This window comes from Pseudomonas sp. PDM02 (assembly GCF_014852285.1).
Taxonomy (GTDB): domain Bacteria; phylum Pseudomonadota; class Gammaproteobacteria; order Pseudomonadales; family Pseudomonadaceae; genus Aquipseudomonas; species Aquipseudomonas migulae.
In genome coordinates this window covers 1-18,795 of record NZ_JACVBL010000023.1, presented here as the reverse complement: position 1 = coordinate 18,795, position 18,795 = coordinate 1, and the positions used below count along the sequence as shown (strand labels likewise).

At 58.9% G+C, this 18,795-nt stretch carries 15 protein-coding genes; 3 read left to right on the top strand and 12 right to left on the bottom strand.

From position 1 onward, the window contains the following. Positions 1-806: 806 nt before the first annotated feature. Positions 807-1,424: a TetR/AcrR family transcriptional regulator gene (locus IB245_RS28135; RefSeq protein ID WP_192496285.1), complete on the bottom strand. Its 618-nt coding sequence runs from the start codon at positions 1,422-1,424 to the stop codon at positions 807-809. Between the two features lie 162 nt (positions 1,425-1,586). On the opposite strand from IB245_RS28135, the gene IB245_RS28130 reads away from it, so the two are divergent. After that, positions 1,587-2,027 (top strand): hotdog fold domain-containing protein, encoded by a 441-nt coding sequence (locus IB245_RS28130; RefSeq protein ID WP_008034574.1) that lies wholly within the window; start codon positions 1,587-1,589, stop codon positions 2,025-2,027. A 69-nt stretch (positions 2,028-2,096) separates the two neighbouring features. On the opposite strand, the gene IB245_RS28125 is transcribed toward IB245_RS28130, so the two are convergent. Continuing rightward, on the bottom strand, positions 2,097-2,789 hold the full coding sequence (locus tag IB245_RS28125) for a GNAT family N-acetyltransferase (protein ID WP_192496263.1): 693 nt from the start codon (positions 2,787-2,789) through the stop codon (positions 2,097-2,099). 350 nt (positions 2,790-3,139) lie between these two features. Here IB245_RS28125 and IB245_RS28120 point away from each other — a divergent pair, with 350 nt between their 5' ends. After that, complete coding sequence (locus IB245_RS28120) at positions 3,140-6,523, top strand: Ig-like domain-containing protein (RefSeq protein WP_192496262.1); 3,384 nt, start codon at positions 3,140-3,142, stop codon at positions 6,521-6,523. Positions 6,524-6,997: 474 nt separating this feature from the next. Here IB245_RS28120 and IB245_RS28115 read toward each other — a convergent pair whose 3' ends face one another. The 4 genes from IB245_RS28115 to IB245_RS28100 all read right to left on the bottom strand — a co-directional run bounded on the left by IB245_RS28115 (position 6,998) and on the right by IB245_RS28100 (position 12,001). Then, entirely contained in the window at positions 6,998-9,493 is a 2,496-nt protein-coding gene (locus tag IB245_RS28115) for a TonB-dependent siderophore receptor (protein WP_008030862.1), read from the bottom strand. Positions 9,494-9,809: 316 nt separating this feature from the next. Continuing rightward, a complete protein-coding gene (locus IB245_RS28110; RefSeq protein WP_192496284.1) occupies positions 9,810-10,739 on the bottom strand; it encodes a FecR family protein in 930 nt (309 codons plus the stop codon). 26 nt (positions 10,740-10,765) lie between these two features. Continuing rightward, entirely contained in the window at positions 10,766-11,311 is a 546-nt protein-coding gene (locus tag IB245_RS28105; protein WP_192496261.1) for a sigma-70 family RNA polymerase sigma factor, read from the bottom strand. 120 nt (positions 11,312-11,431) lie between these two features. Then, positions 11,432-12,001 (bottom strand): YceI family protein, encoded by a 570-nt coding sequence (locus IB245_RS28100; protein ID WP_192496260.1) that lies wholly within the window; start codon positions 11,999-12,001, stop codon positions 11,432-11,434. A gap of 203 nt (positions 12,002-12,204) precedes the next feature. Here IB245_RS28100 and IB245_RS28095 point away from each other — a divergent pair, with 203 nt between their 5' ends. Further along, the gene (locus IB245_RS28095) at positions 12,205-12,963 is read left to right on the top strand and encodes an SDR family oxidoreductase (protein ID WP_192496259.1); all 759 of its coding nucleotides are present in this window, start codon (positions 12,205-12,207) and stop codon (positions 12,961-12,963) included. A 72-nt stretch (positions 12,964-13,035) separates the two neighbouring features. Here IB245_RS28095 and IB245_RS28090 read toward each other — a convergent pair whose 3' ends face one another. The 6 genes from IB245_RS28090 to IB245_RS28065 all read right to left on the bottom strand — a co-directional run bounded on the left by IB245_RS28090 (position 13,036) and on the right by IB245_RS28065 (position 18,615). Next, positions 13,036-13,488, bottom strand: coding sequence for an Ohr family peroxiredoxin (locus tag IB245_RS28090; protein ID WP_008040597.1), 453 nt, complete (start codon positions 13,486-13,488; stop codon positions 13,036-13,038). A 69-nt stretch (positions 13,489-13,557) separates the two neighbouring features. Beyond that, positions 13,558-14,010: an Ohr family peroxiredoxin gene (locus IB245_RS28085; RefSeq protein WP_192496258.1), complete on the bottom strand. Its 453-nt coding sequence runs from the start codon at positions 14,008-14,010 to the stop codon at positions 13,558-13,560. 304 nt (positions 14,011-14,314) lie between these two features. Next, positions 14,315-14,992 carry a phosphoribosyltransferase gene (locus IB245_RS28080; protein WP_192496257.1) on the bottom strand — a complete coding sequence of 226 codons (678 nt, stop codon included), beginning with the start codon at positions 14,990-14,992 and terminating at the stop codon, positions 14,315-14,317. Between the two features lie 213 nt (positions 14,993-15,205). Continuing rightward, on the bottom strand, positions 15,206-15,853 hold the full coding sequence (locus IB245_RS28075; RefSeq protein ID WP_192496256.1) for a hypothetical protein: 648 nt from the start codon (positions 15,851-15,853) through the stop codon (positions 15,206-15,208). Positions 15,854-16,408: 555 nt separating this feature from the next. Beyond that, entirely contained in the window at positions 16,409-17,767 is a 1,359-nt protein-coding gene (locus IB245_RS28070) for an MATE family efflux transporter (protein ID WP_192496255.1), read from the bottom strand. Positions 17,768-18,243: 476 nt separating this feature from the next. Further along, a complete protein-coding gene (locus IB245_RS28065; protein WP_192496254.1) occupies positions 18,244-18,615 on the bottom strand; it encodes a hypothetical protein in 372 nt (123 codons plus the stop codon). Positions 18,616-18,795: the final 180 nt, after the last annotated feature.

The window sequence follows — 18,795 nt, the reverse complement described above, 5'->3', positions numbered from 1 at the left end:
ATCCATGGCCGGGGGCGGCTAACCCGGCATCCTTGCCGGGTTGCCCACTACGCAGAACCTCCACTCGGCCTCTCGAGGGGGCGACTACCGCCACAGCCGCCGAGGCGGCCTGAAAGCCGACCTGGCTCTTCAATCCTGCGTGCACTCCTACACTGTGCTGGCCCCGCTAATTTTGGATGTTTGCACATTCCCCCTGTAGGAGCCGGCTTGCTGGCGATGGCGTCCTTTCAGGCGATAAATGCGCGACTGACCCACCGCTATCGCCAGCAAGCCGGCTCCTACAAGGGATTGGGTTCACACGATTCAAAATTGTAGGAGCCAGCTTGCTGGCGATGGACGTCAACGATAACGCGTACTGTCTGAATGAACGCGGTGTCCAGACGATTTTCGCCGGCAAGCCGGCTCCTACAGGGATCTGCGTACGCTTTTGATTTCCACCACTCATCAGGCCGAGCGTTAGCTCGCCTTCCGCTTTTGATCTGAGCGCCCCCTCGAGAGGCCGAGCGCAGGTTCTGCGTAGTGGGCAACCCGGCATGGATGCCGGGTTAGCCGCCCCCGGCCAGGGATGGCCGATGGCGGCGGGCCCACGGAGCAGGACCGGAGCGAGGGCATGCCGAGCCACAGCGAGGCACCGAACGAAAGGGGCAAAAGCCCTTGGTTACTTGGGGCTCTTCCAAGTGACTCGCTGTAAAAGCGAAACCAATAGCCGCCGTTACCGCAGCAACGGATATGCCCCCATTCAAAACCTCCCGTTAGCGCATGCCCTCCGAACAGCATTGCGCAATCAGGCCAGGCTTTTTTGCAGGTCAACCGCCGGAAATCGACCGCCACGCCGCCTGTGCAAGCTCGTCCCTGTACACCTTCGGACTGCCCTTCACCCGGCCCGACAACCACGTCCTGCAATAGTTGTCTGCCTGACCAATAATCAGCGACAGCATCAATTCAGCCGGAAAACATTTCAACTCATCGCCTCTGGCCGAATCCGACAGCCATTCCAGCAATTGCTTGTTGCGCATCTTGTTACGGGTAGCCAGTTCGTCCTTCAAAGGCCCCTTGGTGACAGCAAATCGCGCGTGGTACTGGAACCGCGCCCATTCGGGTTGGCTGTCGACCCAATCCACGTAACTGTGCACCAGCGCATACACACCCTCTTGCGTGGTTTTCGCCTCGCTCAAATAGCTGTCGCGCAGCCTGGCCTGATCATCCAGGGCGGTGAAAAACAGCGCGGCCACCAACCCTTCCTTGTTCCCGAAGTGGTGATAAATCGCACCCACGCTGGTGTCGCATTCGGCGCGGATCATTTCAATGGTCGTGGCCTCGATCCCCTGCTCGTTGAACAGGGCGAGGGCCTTTCGAAAAATATCGCGCTTGAGTTCGGCACGTCTTCCGGGGTAGCAGCGCTCGAGTAAATCTGACGTTTCCATGCTCAACACAGTCCCAAAAAATCGATGGTGAAGGCAGATGACTGCCATCGGACACGTGGCGACAGGTTGACAGATTTCCCGCCGACAGAATACTGTTCCGTTACAGAACATTATTCTGTAACGGAACACCATTCTGTTTTAAGCCCCTCAGCGAGGTTTCAAATGAGTCAGTTTCTCAGCATGTTCAACAGCGTGGGCCCGCAAGCATTCAGCAAAATGGCCTGTCAGGTTGCGCCCTACTTCAGCACCATCAACCCGCTGGTCACGGAGTTGCGCAAAGGCTGCGCGACGGTGCAGGTGCCGTTCGCCAAGGAAATCACCAACCACTTGGGCACCGTGCACGCGATCGCGATGTGCAATGCGGCTGAACTGGCGGCGGGAATGATGACCGACGTGTCGATTCCCGAAGGCGCACGCTGGATTCCAAAAGGCATGACGGTGGAGTACCTGGCGAAGGCAAAAACCGACGTGACGGCGGTGGCCGATGGGGGTTCCGTGGACTGGACCACGGAAGGCGACAAACTCGTGCCGGTGGACATTCACGACGTCGAGGGGAAGAAGGTGTTCACGGCGCGGATCACCATGAACGTGAAGCTTTCCTGAATTTTGCCATGGCCCAATGTGGGAGCGGGCTTGCTCCCACAGTTGATCGATTTGACTGGTGGGGCGCAGTCAGCGCGGCGACTCGCCCAACCGCTCGCGGACAAATTCATTGGCCTTGTGCGTCAATTGATCCAGATGCCGGTCACGCTGCTTTTCCGCATCGAGCATCGCCCGCTTGCCGTGCTTTTGCAGCAGGTACGTATGAATCTGCCGCACCTCCAGCGAGCTGTAGATCGACGCCACGTCGAGCAGCCCCATCAACCCGTCAGAGCGATGATCGCGGGTGTTCATCAACACCTGCGTGCCGCGCGTGCCCAGCACCTGAAAGCCCATCGATTCAAACCACGGCACCTTGGCCACCGCGCAGGTCAGCTCGGCATGCGGATAGCGGCCGACCATTTCCCGCAGCATCCGCCGCGCCACGCCCTGACGCCGATGGCCGGCCTGCACCGCCATGTATGCGACGCCGCACGCCTCGGGATCGTCCTTGATCGGCAGGTACAGCAAGAAGCCGATGACCTGTTCCGGATCGTCCACATCGGTCGCGACCAGCAACTCCACCGCCACCCCTTTCGCCCCGTTCAGCGCCTCCAGATAGAGGTGAACCTCATAGCCGATCGCGTACTGGTAAACGTTGTACAACAGGTTGCTCGGCGGGATGGCGACTATGCTGATGTCGGTCAGGTTATCGACCACCATCTGCAGAATCTGGCTGGTGAGGTGCTCGGGGCACGAGGTTTTGAAATGGGTAATCTGGGGCATTGAGGCTCTGCTCTGACTCTGGCGGCGGACGCGCCTATCATAACGCGCCGACGAGACCGGGGTGGCGTGTCAGTTGGCAGTCATGTCGAGTGACTATGGAAATCAACTGCAGGAGCCGGCTTGCCGGCGATGGGGCCAGCGGCAACACCTCCTCACCGGGCGGGGCAATGGGGAATAACACCCTCCCCAAGACTGAGGAATATCCCCCAACTGTTAACTCTCGTTAACACTTCCCACGCATATCACTGAACCTAACGCGATGATTTATCTGACAATCTCGTTAGTGGCTCAGCTTTTGCGTCGATTTTTGCGCATGTGCCGACACCACGACACGCCCCCAGAGAACCACCATGAAAAGCTCAGCTCCTGTGAACAAGTCGCCCGGCTTTTTCCGGACGCCGGGCATTACTCTGGTGATGCTGATGACTTTCAGCCTGTCTGCGGTGAATGCCGCTCCGCTCGATGATTTCGGGCCACCGCCTCCGACCGATCCGTCAGCCTTCCATAACCCGCCTGCCGACCCTAAGGCAGCCCTGGAAGCACTGAAAAATCTTCCCCCGGCCAATCAAGGTGCCCTGGCCTTGCCCAACGGCGAGTTCGGCGACCGAAACACGCCGCGTGCCGACAACGTACTGCCGCCCGCCGCGCAGACGTCGTTCAACTACCCCACCAACGGCAAGCCCAGCCCCTTGTTCGGAGCCGAACCATTCACTCAACAACTGCTGCTGTTCGAAGAGTTCGGCTCGGAAACACTCGACCCGACTACCCCGCCGCAGACGATAACATTCCCCGTGCCAACCCTCGGCCCGGCGCCCCAGCAGGATCCGAACAACGTCGCCCGCAGCGGCCCGTCGAGTGCAGCGCTCGAAGCCTTCCTGCGCCAGCCGGGGTTGTCCCCGTTTCCTTCGCAGTTTTCCAATGTACTGGACCGCAATCCGTGGAAAGCGCAGATCGAAGCCTTCCTCAACCGGCATCCGGTAGGCTCGCCGGCGGAGGGTCGGCCACCGGGAAAAGGCCGGTCGCATCAACGCTGGAACGAGTTCTTCCCGCAGGTTCAGTTCAAGACTGTTCAAGCCGGTGCCAGAACCAACCAAGGCCTGCGTGACGCCCAACAATTGCACCACTACAACAAGGGTGAATTCGCCCCCGGCGGGCTCTACTACCAAACCTCGGACATCCCGGCGACAGCGGGCACCACTCGCGGTATCGACGTGCGTTTTCATTCAAGAATGCCGGTGCAGAATCACAACTCGCTGTGGACGTTCGACGGCACCGTGCCGGCCAAACTGCTAATGGTCCGCTACGGTCAAGCGTTGCTGATGCGCCATTACAACGCCCTGCCAATCGACCCCGCAGCCAACGCCGGTTTTGGCCTGCACACCCTGAGCACCCACGAACACAATGGGCACTCGCCGGCTGAAAGCGATGGCTTTACCAATGCATTTTTCTTTCCGGGGCAGTTCTACGATTATCGCTGGCCGCTGCAACTGGCCGGCTACGACACGATCAACACCAAGGCGCAGGATCCGCGTGCAGCCTTCCCCTGCTCACCGGGCGAAAAACTCTTCGTCAACGATGTCAGTCCGGGCCTCAAGACCTGCGAAAACGGCAGCATAAAAATCCGTGGCGACTGGCGCGAGACCATGAGCACCCACTGGTTCCACGACCACATGCTCGATTTCACCGCGCAGAATGTCTACAAGGGCAATGCGGCAATGATGAATTACTACAGCGCTGTGGATCGCGGCAACGAAGCGATCGAGGACGGCGTCAACCTGCGTTTTCCCAGCGGTTCGGCGATGCCTTGGGGCAACCGCGACTACGACGTGAACCTGCTGATCTCCGATAAGGCCTGGGACGAGAACGGCCAGTTGTGGTTCAACCCGTTCAACACCGACGGCTTTCTCGGGGATCAGATGCTGGTCAACTGGCAGTACCAGCCGAGCCTGAAAGTCCGCGCACGCAGCTATCGTTTCCGCATTCTCAACGGCTCGGTGTCGCGCTATTTCAAGCTCGCGCTGGTACGGGAAATCAGCGGCAATGGCGGTGAATTTCCGGGGCCTGCCGGTTCTGGGGTTTCCTATAATCGGGTGCCGCTCCACCTGATTGCCAACGACGGCAATATCATGGAACACGCCGTGCCGTTCGACGGCAGCATGGACCTGGATGGTGACGGCGATAAGACGAATAACAATGCGATCCTGCCAACCATGGGCATCGCCGAACGTTTCGACATCATCGTCAACTTCTCGAAAAACGGGATCAAGGTCGGCGACAAACTGTACTTCGTCAACCTGCTGGTGCACGAAGACGGCAAGGGCCCGGAAGAACCCGCCCCCCTGGCTGACGTGCTGTCCGAGAAGTACAAGGCCGTCCTCAAGCAAACCAGCAAAGGCCCGAAATGGGACAGGGGCGACCCGGTGGTTGGCAAATTCCTGCAACTGTTGGTTCAGCCCTACAGCGGTCAGGACGTGGCCATGGACCCGGCAGCCTTTGTGCCTGGCGGCAAGACGATGATCCCGTTGCCCATCGATCGCGACAACCCGAATGACCAGGCCAGGCTCAACGTGGCGCGGCATCGTGAGTTCATTTTCGGTCGCTCCGATGGCACCGATGAAGCACCGTGGACGATCAAGACCGATGGCGGCCCCGGCTTTCCCATGGACCCGCGCCGCATCAGTGCCGCACCGCAACTGGCCAGCGGCCCCACGGACGCCGGGTTCTCCGGCGACGGCACCCTCGAAGTGTGGAAAATCAAGAACGGCGGCAATGGCTGGAACCACCCGGTGCATGTGCATTTCGAAGAAGGCGTCATTCTCAGTCGCGACGGCAAGGCACCGCCGGAATGGGAAAAATGGGCACGCAAGGACGTCTTTCGCATCGGCGAAGGCGTCGACAGTTCAGTGGATGTCGACGTGGCGCTCCACTTCCGCGAGTTTGCCGGCACCTACATGGAGCACTGCCACAACACTCAGCACGAGGACACGTCGATGCTGCTGCGCTGGGATTCCGAGCATCCGGGGCAGTTCCAGTTGATGCCAACGCCGATACCGGGTTGGGACGGCGTCACCTTCGTCAACTCCGTGGCACTGCCGACTTTCCGCACTGGCGTTGACGGCGATGATAATGAAGGCCCGAACAAAAAACCCGTGGCCAACAATGACAGCGCCACGAGCAGTAACGGCCTGCCAGTGACCATCAGCGTGCTGGCCAACGACACCGACCCGGACGGTAACCTGCCGCTCAAGGTTGTCGGCCTGACCCAGCCGGATTCGGGTCAGGGCTCCGTGAGCACCGACGGCATTCGAGTGTTCTATATGCCACCGGCCATTGTTGCGGCGCCGTTCACTGCGGTGTTTACCTACGAAGCCAGTGACAACCTTGGCGCCGTCTCGGACAAACCGGCGACGGTGTCCGTGGCGGTCAGCGCTGCGGCGGCGGTGAATGAAACGTTGTTGGTCACCCGCGCTTCCGTCAACGTGCGCAGCAACAATCGCTATACCTGGGACGTGACCGGGACGACCTCGCGGGCGGCGGGCAACAGCATCACCGTCAGTGCGTCGACCACGGGCGGCCAGCTCAATCTGGGAACCGCGACGCTCACGCCGAACGGTACGGGTGCACGCTGGAGACTGTCCGTTACCACCACCGGCAACGGCCCGACACCGAGCCCGACCATCACCGTTCGCTCAGCGCTCGGGAAGACCGTTACAGCGCCAATTGCCGTGCATTAAAACGGCCACGCCTTGACGTCTGGCCAGCCACACCGCGTCGCCTGAATCGCCAGCAAGCCGGCTCCTACAGGTTCGGTGGTGTGTCAGGTGAATACAGATCCTTGTAGGAGCCGGCTTGCTGGCAATGGGGCTTGCGCGGTGTATCAGATACACCGCCATCGCTGGCAAGCCAGCTCCTACAGGTTCGGTGGTGTGTCAGGTGAATACAGATCCTTGTAGGAGCCAGCTTGCTGGCGATGGGGCTTGCGCGGTGTATCAGATACACCGCCATCGCTGGCAAGCCAGCTCCTACAGGTTCGGTGGTGTGTCAGGTGAATACTGATCCTTGTAGGAGCCGGCTTGCTGGCGATGGGGCTTGCGCGGTGTATCAGATACACCGCCATCGCTGGCAAGCCAGCTCCTACAGGTTCGGTGGTGTGTAGGAGCCGGCTTGCTGGCGATTCAGGCGACGTGGTGTGTCAGCTCAGCGTGGTGTTACCACTGATACGTCGCGCTCGCCTGAACGGTGCGCTGTGCGCCATACCAGCACCACGAATAGGAATAGCACGACGCCACGTACTCTTTGTTGGCCAGGTTGCTGGCGTTCACCGCCAGGCGCAGGTTGTCCTTGAGGCTGTTGATGTGCGGGATGTCGTAGTGCACTGCCGCATCCAGCAGCGTGTAACCCGGCACCTTCAGCGTGTTGGCAGTGTCGCCCCAGGAGGAACCGACGTAACGCGCCCCGCCGCCGACACCGAAGCCTTTGGCAACGCCGTCGTGGAAGGTGTAATCCGCCCAGACCGAGGCCGTATGACGCGGCACGCCATAGTTGGTGGTGCCTTTCGCCGGCACTGCCGGGCCGACGGCGATGTCGGTCAGCGGCGCGTAGCTCACGGTGCTGTTGGACTTGGTGATGCGGTTGTCCAGATAAGCGTACGCGGCGGTGATGTCCAGGTTGTCATTCAGGCTGGCCTTGCCTTCGAGTTCGAAACCACGGGAGCGCACTTCACCACTCTGTTCCTGGCAACGCCCGGTGCCGCACAGGTGCGTCGGATCCGGATCAAGCGTCGGCACGTTGCTTTGGCGCAGGTCGAAGACCGACGCAGTGATAAAGCTGTTGCTGCCCGGTGGCTGGTACTTGATCCCCACTTCGTATTGCTGGCCCTCGGTCGGCTTGAACACCGAACCACCGTAGCCGGTGCCCGACTGCGGTTCGAAGGATTCGGCGTAGCTGATGTACGGCGACAGGCCGTTATCGAACAGATAGACCAGCCCCACGCGACCGGTGAACGCCTCGCTGTCCAGAGAGGTTTTGGTCTTTACGTTGTTGCGCAAGTTCATCGAGCTGTTGTTGTTGGTCGCCCAGTCGTAGCGCCCCCCCATCAGCAACACCCACTTGTCCCATTTGATCTGGTCTTGCAGGTACAAGCCCTTCTGCTGGTTACGCTGCGTCGCGTCGGTGGTGAACGCCGGTGTGACGACCGGAACACCATAGACCGGGTCAAAGATATCCAGCGTCGGCCCCGTGCCGAAACCGGACTTGGTATCCGTGCTGGTGTTCTGATAATCGCCACCCAACAGCACCGTGTGTTGCACCGGTCCGGTGTCGAATCTGGCCTGTACCTGGTTATCCAGGGTGTAGGCATCCAGGTCGACGTCTGTGGCAATGGTCGACCGGTTGGAGGTGCGGTAATCGGCGCGCAGGTTGCTGTTGTAGAGGCTGCGATAAACGCCCTCGCTGCGCAGGTAACGCGCGTTCTGACGCAAGGTCCAGACGTCGTTGAGGTGATGTTCGAACAAATAACCGATGGAGAAATACTCGCGGTCACTCTTCTCGAAATCCTTGTCGCCGTCATAGAAATCGACATCGATGTCACGCCCGGTCGGGCTGTGCAACACCGAGCCCCACGCCGGTGTCGAACCGTACGAAGCCGCCTTCGGGTCTTTCTGGAAATGCCCCAGCAGCGTCAGCGACGTGTCATCGCTCGGGCGCCAGGTGAATGCCGACGAAATGGACTGACGTTGGGTTTCGGTGTGTTCCAGTTGACCATCGGCCTCGTCGTACAGACCGGCCAGGCGATAGGAGTAAACGCCCTGGTCGTCGAGCGGGCCGCTCAAATCGAAGGTCGTGCGTTTCTTGTCGAAGGTGCCGTACTCGACGCCGATTTCATGGAACGGCGTATCCAGCGGCCGCTTGCTGACCATGTTCACCACACCGCTGGGGCTGGCCTGCCCGTACAGCACCGACGACGGCCCGCGCAAAACGTCCACGCGCTCCAGATCAAACGAGTCTTTTTGCGGCGAGGCATCGCGACTGCCCGGCATGCGCAAGCCGTCCAGATACACGGCCGGGGAAAAACCACGGATGGTCATCTGATCCAGTCGCGAGGCGGTAGAGCCACGGGTTTCGGGAATCACACCGGCGGTGTAACGCAAAATCTGGTTGAGGTTCTCCGCGCCCTGGGCCCGCATCTGGTCCTTGGTGACCACGGAAATCGACTGCGGTGTTTCGTTCAGCGCCGTATCGGTCTTGGTCGCCGACAGCGCGCGTGTCGCGACATAACCCGCCACCGGGCCGGTCGGACTTTCGCTCGCATACGCGCCGTTGATGTTCGTGGCCTGCAACTCCAGAGAACCTTCGACCGCCTCAGGTGCAGGTTCGATGCGATAACGCGTGGCCGACAGCGCGATGGCGTTGAGGCCGCTGCCCTGGAGCAATTGGGCAAGTGCGTCGCCGGTGCTGAATGGTCCGCTCAGGCCATTGCTGCGTTTACCGCGCGTCAAGGCCGGGTCGAAGGCCAACACCAGGTCTGCCTGCTCGGCCAGGCTGTTCAGCGCCTGACTCAAATCCCCGGCCGGGATCGAAAAACTGCGGACAGCACTGGTGTGTGAACCCGCGACCGGTGATTCGGCAGCCAGCAGCGGCGCCGCGACAAAAGCCATCGCCACTGAAAGCGCCAGTGGGTGCAACGGACGAGCAAAGCGAGACATGAGAAATCCTGCGAAATGGAAGGCGTTACTAACCATGACGGCCATGTCGGAAAAACAGACAATGAATGCGAGCGATTTGCATTAATATTTTTTTGGATAACCCAAAACCCTGTAGGAGCGAGCCTGCTCGCGATGGCGGTGGGTCAGACAGACCGTATCGTCTGGATCGCCAGCAAGCCGGCTCCTACAGGTTGGGGTGAAACGGTATTGATGCCTTCCTCAACCTTGTAGGAGCTGGCTTGCCAGCGATGGCGGTGGGTCAGACAGACCGTGTCGTCTGGATCGCCAGCAAGCCGGCTCCTACAGGGTTGGGGGGTTAGAGGGGTTTGATCACCACCAGCAGATCGGTGAAGTGCTCGACCTGGATCGGCAGGTTGTCCGCCAGTGTCGCGAGCGCAGCATCGGTGTCGTCGAGGCGGAACACGCCGGAGACGCGCAGCCCTTGCAGCGCCTGTTCGTCGTAGCGCACCAGGCCCCGTCGGTAACCGGCGAGGGCCTGAAGCACTTCGCTCAAGGGGCGGTCATCGACTTTGAGCAGGCCCCGGGTCCAGGCATCCGGGTGGGCGTTGCCGATAGGTTGCGGTGCTTGCGCCCGGCCCTCTCTGAGGGTGGTTTGCTCGCCCGCCGCGACGTTCACCGCCTCGGCGCCGTTGGCTTTGGCGGCAACGACAGACTCCAGCACACTGACCACGGTCGAACCATCGGCTGCGCGTTTCACCAGATAGCGCGTGCCCAGTGCCGTCGCCGTCCCCTGATCAGTGCGCACCACAAACGGACGCCGGGCGTCCTTGGCCACCTCGACCCACATCTCCCCTTCCAACAACTCGATGACGCGCTGCTGGCCGTCGAACTTCACGTCCAGCGCCGAATGACTGTTGAGCTGAATATGGCTGCCGTCCGAAAGCACCACCTCGCGCCGCTCGCCCACGCCGGTACGTTGATCGGCGAGCCAGACCGGCATGTTGTCCAGGCCGATCCAGCCACAGACCAACACACCCAGCAGCGCAATCGCCTGGGCGCCACGGCCCGACACTCTCGGGCCCGGCCGGGCAAAGGCATGCTTGAGGGCAACGCGTGCGGGGGCGGCAGGCAGCTCATCAAAACCGCCCCACAAAGCCCGCATGCGCTCCAGGGCGAGCGCGTGTCGCGGGTCGGCTTCGCACCAGACATCGAAAGCCACGCGTTCGGCGTCGGTAGCCAAATCGTCGTGCAACAACGTCAGCCAGTAAGCCGCCTCAAGAATCATCTGCTCGGAGGGTGGTTGGATGTTCGTCACGACGGCTGTTCCGCCCCGTACAAGGTGTTGTAGCAATGGACGAGCGCACCAGCGACGTAGTTTTTGACCGTGCTGGCGGACACTTTCAGTTCAATCGCGATCTCGCTGTAGGTAAGGCCGTCGAGCCGGCTGAGCAGGAACGCCTCGCGGTTCTTGTCTGGCAACCCGGCGAGCATCACGGCGATTTTTTCCAGCGCTTCAAGCGCCACATGGATCGCTTCGGGGTCAGGCATGCCGGCGTCATGCGCCTGGATCGCCAGCGCCTCAAGGTACGCCTGCTCGATCCGCCGGCGTCGGGCGCCATCAATCAACAAGCGCCCCGCCATGGTCGCCAGAAACGCGCGCGGCTCTTTGATGGTGTGAGGCTCGGCGAGGGTGAGCACGCGAATGAACGCGTCATGGGCCAGATCGGCCGCACGTTGCGAACAGCCGAGTTTTTTCCGTAGCCAGCCATGCAACCAGGAATGGTGATCGCTATAGAGGTCGGTGAACGTCCGCTGACGACGGGCAACGTCGTCATCAGCCACGGAAAAATCGCGCATACGCAAAAATTTCTCAAATAAGAAAGATTACCAGTAGCGCGAACGATGACAGCAAAACCATGGCAGAGCAAGCGACGAAAAGTCGCTGTGATTCAGAACACTGCGCAGCACGCTGAACAGCTATTGCTCCGGCGCAACCATCCGGAACCTGATGTTGATATCGTCGGAAACCACCGTATCCGCCCACTCGCCTTCACCGATTTTGAAGTCGCTGCGCTTGAGCGTCAGCTGGCCATCGAATATGCCGATGGCTTTCTGGGACTTCAGCAGGACCGGCACTTGCACCGTGCGCGTTATTTTCTTGAGGGTGAGATTGCCGGTGATCAAGTAACGGTTGTTGCTCAACGCTTTTACAGCGGTCGATTCAAACGTTGCCTGCGGATAAGTGGCCGTGTCGAACCACGCGGGCTTTTTCAGCTCTTCGTTGGCGTCACTGCTTCCGGCATCGATGCTGTCGAGTTCGATCGTGAGCACAGCGTGGGCTGCCGAGGGGTTCGCCGTGTCGAAATCCAGCTTGCCTTCGAACTTGCCGAACGTGCCGTAGACCCGTGAGCTGAACTGTTTGTAGGTGAAAGAGATCGTGCTGGCGGTCTCATTCACCTGTTTGTATTCGATGGCATCGGCGCACGGCAACACGCCGAGCGTGAGCGCGACAAGCACGGCGGCGGAACGCGGGAAACGAAGGTTCATGGGATTCTCCGGCAGGACGCCCTGGTGCAGTGAGGTGCTGCACACAAAGGCCAGCCATAGGTGGACTAAAGCAAAAAATCGCCGTTTGTGCCATGGGTGCACCGGCGGCCCGACCACCTGTCGCGCAACCTCGTTACCCGCCGGATGCCTGAGTCATGCAGGTGTTTAATGAGTGTTCCATTCACCGCAACGGGAGGCGGGTCATGAAAATCGTCGTCATCGGAGGGACTGGACTGATCGGCAGTCAACTGTGCAAAAACCTGCGGGCACTGGGGCATGAAGCGCTGGCAGCGTCACCGAGTACCGGCGTCAACGTCATCAGTGGCGAAGGACTGAAGGAAGCCTTGAAAGGCGCAGACGTGGTGGTGGACGTGGCGAACTCGCCCTCATTCGAGGATCACGCGGCGTTGCACTTTTTCGAAACGGCCGGGAAAAACCTGTTCGCGGCGGAGAAAATCGACGGCGTCAAACACCATGTTGCACTGTCGGTGGTCGGCACCGAGCGCATGCTCGAAAGTGGTTACTTCCGGGCGAAAATGGCTCAGGAAAAACTCATCAAACACTCGGGCATTCCCTACACGATCCTGCGCGCCACGCAGTTCTTCGAGTTCATCGGGGCCATTGCCTACTCGGGTCGCGAAGACGGCAACACCATCCACCTGCCCCCTGCCGCACTGCAACCGATTGCCTCGCTCGATGTCGCCACGGCGCTGACCGATATTGCCTTGAAAGCGCCAGACAACCGAACCCTGGAAGTCGCCGGGCCGGATCGCAAGCCAATCGTTGAATTCGTGAGCCAATACCTGCGGCACATCAAAGATCCGCGCGAGGTCGTCGCGGATGACACGGTTCCTTACTTCGGTGCGCCCATCAACGATCAGTCACTGACGCCGGGAGCGAATCCGATCGTGGGCGCGACACGTTTTGAACACTGGCTGAAGAGCACATTGGCGCCCAATTGACGCTTATCGATGTTGCCCGGGCCGGCGGCCGGTTCGACTCGCCTGGCGAAGTCGAACCGGTCGTGCGGTGCATCACTCGGTGATGACGTTCAACGTCACGTCGATGTTGCCGCGGGTGGCTTTGGAGTACGGGCAGATCTCGTGGGCGCCATGCGCCAGTTTCGTTGCGACCTCGTTCGACAGGCCCGGTACGCGCAGGGTCAATCGCCCCTGAATGAAGTACGCCTGGCCGGTCTGGCCCAAATCAACTTCGATGTCTACCGCTGTGTCGGCCGGCAGTGTCACGTTCAACTCCTTGGCCACCAGGCCGACGGCGGCGCTATAGCAGGCCGACCAGGCGCCGGAGAACAATTGCTCGGCGGTCGGGTGCGGCAGAATGTTCGAAAACTGGTGCGCCGGTTTTGCGCTGCCGGGCGAGGACAGCACGATGTCGAGGTTGCCGTTGTGGCCGCGCGACGTGTTGCCGGCTGCGCTAGGGGTGGTGTGGGTTTTGCCGGTTGCCAGGACTTTTTCGATCTTGCTCATGATGAATGCTCTCAATTGGGGATTTGTTTTTCGCGTGCGCTTTTATCGCACGCGATGTTTTAACAATAATTAAGCGGTGAGTACGTTCAGTGCCACATCAATATTGCCGCGTGTTGCTTTCGAGTACGGGCAGATCTGATCAGCGGTGTGCGCCAGCGTAGTGGCGATGTCGTGCGGCAGGCCAGGTACGCGCAGGGTCAAACGAGCCTGAAGGAAGTAGGCCGGGCCGGTTTGCCCCAGATCGACTTCGATGTCGACGGAGAAGTCCGCTGGCAGCACCACGTTCAAATCATTGGCCACCAGACCGACGGCAGCGGTGTAGCACGCCGACCATGCACCGGCGAACAATTGCTCGGCAGCCGGGTGCGGCTGGGTGCCGGCAAACACATGAGCAGGTTTGGCGCTGCCGGGTGTCGACAGGGTGATGTCGAGGCTGCCGTTGTGGCCGCCGGATGTATTGCCGGCAGTGCTGGCGGTGGTGTGGGTTTTGCCGGTGGCCAGGACTTTTTCGATCTTGCTCATGGGGTGAATCCTCGATGTTGCTATAGGTTTTATTTAGTGTCGCATTCGATTGTGTCGCATGCGATGGATGAATATTCACGCAGATGCCGGTGGGTGTCAATAGGTGGTTAGCGAGTTCTGCGACGAACGGTGTAAACCGTGAGGCCGCTATCGCCGGCAAGCCGGCTCCTACAATGTGCGCGTGCAAATCCGATCCTTGTAGGAGCCGGCTTGCCGGCGATAGCGATCTCAAGATCAACGCAACTTCCAGCCAAAAAAATGGGCCACCCTGCAACGGATGACCCATTTCTCAAACCCCAAATGTTTACGCCGCCCCACTCCCCTGCCGCTGCCACGCCCGCGTCAACAAACCGATGACCTCGGCATCCGCAGTCTGGGAAAAATCCATGTACCAATGCCCGATCGACATAAACCAATCAGCAGTGATCGGGCACACCAATTCATCCACCTCACCGCGCAGCGCCTCCGCCGTTTCAACCGGCGCCACCGGCACCGCGACGACAACGCGCGCCGGCGCCTGTGCGCGCACCGCGTCAATCGCCGCCCTCATCGAAGCGCCCGTCGCCAGGCCATCGTCAATCAGAATCACCACCTGATCCTTGAGCTGCACCGGCGCGCGCGTTCCGCGATACGCCTGCTCACGCCGCAGCAGTTCGCGGGTTTCCCGTGCGACCACGGCCTCGAACGTTGCCTGATCAATCGGGTGTGCCCGCAGCGTATGCTCATTGAGGATTTGAATACCGCCGCTGGCAATCGCGCCCATCGCCAGCTCCTGATGGGTCGGAACGCCCAGTTTGCGCACCAGCATCAGGTCGAGGCGAACGTCCAGCGCGGTCGCCACTTCATACGCCACCGGCACACCGCCACGGGGCAAGGCGAGGACGATGACATCGGGGCGATGCGCGTACTTGAGCAACGGCGCCACCAATCGCCGACCGGCATCGGCGCGGTCTTGCAGAATGGTTGTCGATGAAGGACTCATGTGGAAAACCTCCCCAGGCGATCACGCCTGTCGGTTTACATCACCGTCACTCTGGATTGTCAGTCCGAAGGTGGACGACAGCAAGCCCACCGGCCTACAACCACCACTCGACTTTCTGGAGCAACTTTTAACGCAAAAAAAAGAGCCACCCTGTTACGGGTGGCCCTCTTTTTAAAACCGGAGGTATCCGGGAAGTTCAGCGAACGTTACAACTTAGCAAGCACTCGCAACAGCCCGCTGCGGCACCACATCGTCGTTCTGTTTTATCACTCGTTGAGTCAATGCCAGCATTGCCAGGAAACCCAGTGCAATCAACAGCGGATACGCCATCAACAGTTCAGAGAGTGAATACTTCCAGGCCAACGGGCGTCCGACACCCAGCAGGGCCGCATACATCCAGGACACCGCTGACAGCGAGCCGCAGAACAGCGCCAGCATCCGCGCACTAAACTCGAGCTTGAGCAGCGATCCGGCCTTCTGCATAGCCGGCAACACCAGGCGATGCAACAAGATGCCGTTGTACGTCAGCAACATGACAATGATCACTTTGGCTTGAAGTTTCGGGTTCATGAAGTACTCGACTCCCTTCTCCAGATAATCAATACCCACAATTGCAATACCGGTGACCCACAAAGCAATCAATGCAACAACGACAGACGTCTGGAGACTTTCCAGATGCGCATTATCGTGCTCCGACAACACCTTGCCCTTCAACAAGTTCTTAACCATGGCTACATCACTGGTCAACACCAAACCAATGGCAACACAACAGGCGACCAAGTGAGCATAAACAACACCCAACCGCACAAATTCCATACACTCTTTGTTTTCGACCAGACTCATAATTGTATTTATAGACACGGTACTTCTCCAACTGATTATACAGTGCGAATCATTAGTTCAGCGGGGCTCTAATCGAGTTACAGGCCCTACGAGATCCGACTGATAAAAGACAAGCCAAATCAGTGATTTGGCGCGGCTGAACCGATTAATTTGCCCGGCAAATCAAGTTCGGCTATTTGTTGGCTCCTGAATTTCAGGTAAAAAAATCCTCATTTGCATTCAATGCATATGAGGTTCGGGATCCACTTCTCTTTCTGCAGCTGCAGGGGCAGGTCATGGCGACGTGCTGAAGTATCAGAGGGCATTAAAGCAAAAATGTTCATTTTTCGTGCAAACCACCGACAAACGGTTAGTTCAGAAGAAACAACTCGCCTCGATGGATAATACCCAACTTCCCTGAAAGCCACGTGATAACTGGCCTGGTAAATTACATGGAGCCTTAGATTCTTCTATTGGATCCATTAGTTGTTACCTCACTAACGATATCTGCAATAGAGACCAACTCGCATTCAAGGCCCCTCCAACTAAAACAGTCATACTTATTAGGGCCAGGATTGAAATAAAGGATCCAATCTACACCAGCCGTTCAATCTTCTGATGTTGCCACACTAGTTTGTAATACAGCGTCTGCAACATCAACATCCCCAAATACGCCACCGGAAACGCCATCCACACACCCTGCAATCCGAACTGCCCGTCCAGCACATACGCCATCGGCAACTGCACGCCAAGCACGCACACAATCGAAATCGCCATCGGCACCAACACCGTGCCGCTGGCCCGCATGATCCCGCCGACAATCGCCTGAAAGCCAAACACCAACAGGCTCCAGAGCATGATGTGCAACAAGTGCTCGGCCTTCGCCCGAGTCAAATCGTCCGTCAGAAACAACCCCAGCAACCAGTGCGACAACAGGTAACCCAACACCACCAAACCACCGGTCAGGCACACATTGATCAACAACCCCGTGCGCAGAATCGGCCCCATCCGCTCAATGCGCCCTGCCCCAATCGCCTGCGCCCCGAGAATCGACGCCGTGATCGCAATCGACAACGCTGGAAACTGCACATAATTGACGATCTGCGTCACCGCCCCATACGCCGCCGTCGCCTGAGAACCGTGCTGATTCACCAGCGCCAGAATCACCAACTCCGACACCGACAACACCACCATCTGCAACCCGGTCGGCAAACCGATGCGCAACACCTTGCCGAGAATCACCCGATCCAGGCGCATCGCCGCGAACATCTCCCGATCCGGCGCCAACGGATGCCCCCGCCGAATCAACCGCCACGCCAACCACCCCATCGCCGACAAATTCCCCACCAACCCCGCATACGCCGCACTCTGAATCCCCAACATCGGCAACCCGAACCAACCGCGAATCAATGCGGGCGTCAGCGCCAACCCGATACACGTCGACACCACCAATGCGATCAGCGGCGACACCGTATCGCTCACCCCGCGCAGCAGTTGGGTGAACAGGACATAGACCAACAGCGACGGCATGATCCACATCATCACGTGGGCGTAGGACACGGCGTCGTCCAGCACGTCAGCCGGAGTACCCAAGCCTTGCAAGGCTGGCCTTGCGAATACGCTGCCCAGCACCGCCGCTGTCAGGCCGATGATTGCTCCCAACAGCAACGTGGTAGCGGCAATAGTTTTCACCAGATGCGGTTCACGTGCACCCCAGGCTTGTCCGATGAGCACGCTCGCACCTGCGCCGAGGCCGATGACCAGGGCGATGAAGAAGAACACGATGGGGAACATGCCGGAGACGGCGGCCAGGGCTTGGGTGCCGAGCATTTGGCCGATGTAGATGCTGTTGACGGTGCCCGACATGGATTGGAGGAAGTTGGAGAGGACCATGGGGGTGAGGAAAAGGAGGTAGGTTTTCCAGAGGGGGTTTGGGGTGGTCGGGGTTTGCATTGAGGGTCCGTCTCGGGTGTGGGCTCGTGTTTTGGAAATTCTACGCTAGGGGGCTGGGTACCTTCCGATTCGATTTCGCAGATTTGGATAGGATGAGTAATGTCTGCTATCGGCCAAAAGCAGTCTGTCACGAACGGCAGTCACCGACCCGTTGCGGGCATTGGCTAACGTAGAGCTAACGGACCCGCCAAAGCGTAGCTTTGGCGGGTACAGCGACCGACGGGTGCGAGTTGAGCGCAATGTGAGATGTGGTTTTAGCGCGACTGATAATCACCGCTTAAGGAGACGCTGCAAAAATAGCCAACCGTCCCCACCCTTGGCGCACTGAACACCTTCAACCAACCACCATCTCCGTGAGCCTTGTTACGCGCGTGCAGAAGACCTTTTCTGAACTTAACGCTAAGTTGAGTGGACGCGTTTAGCGCCCCCTCTCGAATACGCCATATCAGGCATGGTTTTCAGATTGAAACCAGCTCTCATTTTTTCTTTTTCGCAATAGCCTTTTTGCCGCTAGGGCTCTTTTTACTGCCCGATGCTTTTTGACTTCCAGAGGTTTTAAGTCCGAATGAGGCGACAAGCGGGCCATCAAGTGCGGCTTTAAGTACATCTCCTTTGGTTGGCTTCTCCCAGAACAACACATAGATACCAAGTGGCCTGAAATCAACAACCAATGCATGGGTTGATTTAATACTTGAGTGGTCATGACCGCCTTTGTCACCTTCAACGCCAATTTTATTGATGGTCGTTGTATCTGTTATGTCTTTAAACTCTTCGAGAGTCTTAAGGGTTTCCACGGGGTATAGCGAAAAAATGGCAAGTTCACCTTGAGTATGGTCGAACTCCAGCATGTATATCTTGTGGGGTGCATGTTCCATTTGTGGAACGATATTATTAAGGCACAGTATGTAGTGGTCAACTAATCCCGGACACGACGTTAAGTTTTTCCTCGGCCCGCGCTGGTGCCAACCCATCGTTGAATTGATGAGGCCGAATCCAGTTGTAGCGATGCATCAAAAAATGGCTTATAT